3 protein-coding genes are annotated in these 3,240 nt (G+C 46.8%); all 3 read left to right on the top strand.

Features of this window, described 5'->3' with window-relative positions; translation table 11 throughout:
* On the top strand, positions 1–453 hold a 453-nt coding region (locus HZY94_RS08780), incomplete at its 5' end, for a group II intron maturase-specific domain-containing protein (protein WP_306538575.1).
* Between the two features lie 197 nt (positions 454–650).
* Positions 651–2,309 carry a BglG family transcription antiterminator gene (locus tag HZY94_RS08785; protein WP_179925840.1) on the top strand — a complete coding sequence of 553 codons (1,659 nt, stop codon included), beginning with the start codon at positions 651–653 and terminating at the stop codon, positions 2,307–2,309.
* Positions 2,310–2,872: 563 nt separating this feature from the next.
* Positions 2,873–3,240: reverse transcriptase domain-containing protein (locus tag HZY94_RS08790; RefSeq protein WP_257151889.1), on the top strand; the 368-nt coding region annotated here is incomplete at its 3' end.

A 3,240-nucleotide genomic window follows, 5' to 3' on the forward strand; every position in this document is an offset into this window, starting at 1 on the left:
TGGAAATCTCCGAAAGGCTGGAAATGCCGTCCCCATCAAGATAGTGTACAGAGTTTTAAGCGCAAGCTGAAGCGACTAACGACGAGGAAGTGGAGCATTGACCTAACGACACGGATTGAACGATTAAATTGGGTTATCCGCGGTTGGGTAAATTACTTCTCACTTGGTAATATGAAGACGATACTGACGCAAATAGATGAGCGTTTACGAACTCGTATCCGAGTCATTATCTGGAAGCAATGGAAGAAAAAATCGAGACGACTATGGGGACTTCTGAAACTAGGTGTTCCGAAATGGATAGCCGATAAAGTATCTGGCTGGGGTAACCACTATCAACTAGTGGCACAAAAGTCAGTCTTAAAGCGAGCTATATCAAAACCAGCCCTTACTAAAAGAGGACTGGTTTCTTGTCTAGATTTCTATCTTAAACGACATGCGTTAAAAGTTAGTTGAACCGCCGTGTGCCGAACGGCACGCACGGTGGTGTGAGAGGGACTAGAAATTAGCCTCTACTCGATTTTTTTGAAATCCCTTTCTAATAGTGGTAGAATATATAATATATTATTCAAAAAATCCTATGAATATCATGGTTTTTCGGAGTAGGCTGGTGATTCTTATCAAGGAATCCGATAGCATTTAAGGAGGCAGGTATGGCCATTGACAAAAGTAGTAGTGCCCTTTTGCAGCATTTGTTGTATTTGACAACCCCGGAGACGGTTTCAAATATGGCGAAGAACTTGGGTCAATCACGGCGAAAAATCTATTACCATCTAGATAAGATCAACGAGGCCTTGCCGGAGTCCATCCCTCCTCTGACGCCTCGCTCGCGGGTTGGTTTATTGCTAACGCCGGAGCAAAAAGCGGCCTGTCGCCTGCTCTTGGAACAGATGGATTCCTATTCCTATATGCTCAATAGCCAGGAACGGATTCAACTCCTAACTCTTTACATCGTGATTGCGACCGAGCGGGTGACCATCGAGAAGATGCAGCAGCTAACAGAGGTCTCGCGCAATACGGTTCTAAGTGATCTCAGTGAGATGCGTCGCCTTCTGCGTTTGGACCAGTTCCAGCTGACCCTGACCACAACCAAGACCCAGGGCTATGTTTTGCGCGCTCAACCCTTTGCCAAATTGCAATATGTCTACCATTTACTCTACAGTATCTTCTCGGATGGTGCCGCCCCCTTTCTTTCAATTGTTAAAGAAAAATTAAACTTGGTGGACCTATTGGCTGACTTTGAGCAAATCGCTCGGCAGGAATGGATTCGCTTGGAAACGATTGTAGGCAAGCAGATTAATCGCCAGGAGTTGACCCTGTTGACACAGATTCTGCCCTGTCTGTTGCAGGCCTACCGCAATATGAATCTGGATGCGGAACAAAAGGCAGTCCTCCAGGTCGATTTTGCCCAGGTTCATGAACGGGTGGAATACAAGGCGGCGCAATACTTTGCAGACTGCCTCCAGGCAGCCAAGGAGATTCACCTAGATTGCATTGAAGTGGAAATTCTGACCATTCTCTTGCTCTCCTACCGTAAGGATCGTGACCTGCATGCGACCAGTGAGGATTTTGTCGACCTCAGGGCTACCTTGGAACATTACATTTGGTACTTCCAGAACCAATCCAAATACATTGTCGACAAACCAGAAGAGCTCCTCAACCAGCTGACCATGCATTTCAAGGCCCTGCTCTTTCGTAAGCGCTATGGGATTTTCAGTAAAAATCCCTTGCTAGAGCAAATCAAAAGCAAGTATCCAGACCTCTTTGCCTATTGCCGGGTGACCGCGAGTCTCTTAGAAGAAGCCTGGGAGGTCCAGCTGACCGATGATGACATCGCCGACCTCAGCATCCAGATGGGTGGTTCCCTAAAAACACCGGTGGATAAGGGCCAGGAAATCCTCCATATCTACCTGGTTTCCGACGAAGGGATTGCTATTCAAAAAATGCTGCTGAAGCAGATCCAGTACCACCTGCCCAACGAGATGATCCATGCGGTCTTTACCACAGAGCAGTACCGCAGTGTTGAAGACCTCCTAGAGGTTGATTTGGTCATCACCACCAGCGAAGGTTTTGAAGTTGCCGCTCCAACCCTGCAAGTTTCCCCGATCCTGGAATCCCGAGACATCCACCGCATCCAGCAGTTTATCCACGAACCAGGCCCCTTCTCCTCGGGCTTGGAACTTCGCCAACAGCTGGAAAAACTCCTGTCCCCCTATGTTAGCTCCCCAGATGACATGAAGGCCCTCCGCTACCAAATCGAAAAACTCTACGGCCAGCGGATGAATCTCAGCCAGCTGATGGAAGGAGAATAGATTCAAGTGAAAAAGAGAAGCTGGACCAGATTCAGCTTCTCTTTTTTCCGTACGACGGGCATGTCGTATATCTGAGGTGCAAGTCCTCTGTGGGCACCTGCTACCGGTGAACCCAATAGCGACTCCCAAGCCTGACTATCGTGAGGTAGCGGGGAGAGGAAGGGATAGCGAAATCGTGGCTCTACGAACAGAAATGTGATATGAAGGCGTATGTAGTGGATGAGGAGGCTGAAAACTCTAAAGTCCCAAAAGGTAGTCGTAACCTATATGCGTAGATCACGAGAGTAAACGAGGAAAGATATACGACTTATCCCGTGAGGTCTCATGAGCGTCGTAGACGTAGTAACAACGAATCATGAGAAGTCAGCCGAACCCATAGTAGTGATGAAGTTTCTGTAATGGAAATGGAGCGAAGGGGCGAACAATTAACCGAAGTAATCCTACTTCACTTGTGTCTGTAAAAGAACGGTCTGATAGAACTGGAGACGGTCACGTATTGACTAGGAGAAGGTTCACGAATCTAAGATGTCCCTCAGACACCGAAACAAGAAAGGAATACGCACATGTCAGAATTGCTAGATAAGATATTATCTCGGAACAATATGCTTGAAGCCTATCATCAGGTAAAAAGAAACAAGGGTTCTGCTGGTATCGACGGAGTTACCATTGAGGAAATGGATAATTTCCTACGGCAACATTGGCGAGAAACCAAGGAACTTATAAAGCAGAGGAAGTACAAACCTCAACCAGTTTTACGAGTTGAAATTCCTAAGCCAAATGGTGGCGTCCGAAATCTTGGAATCCCTACAGTCATGGACAGAATGGTACAACAAGCGATTGTTCAAACCATCAGTCCAATCTGTGAAAGACACTTCTCAGAGTATAGTTATGGCTTTCGTCCCAATCGCTCTTGTGAGACAGCTATTATTCA

Origin of the sequence: Streptococcus danieliae (assembly GCF_013415245.1) — a bacterium.
Lineage (GTDB): Bacteria > Bacillota > Bacilli > Lactobacillales > Streptococcaceae > Streptococcus > Streptococcus danieliae_A.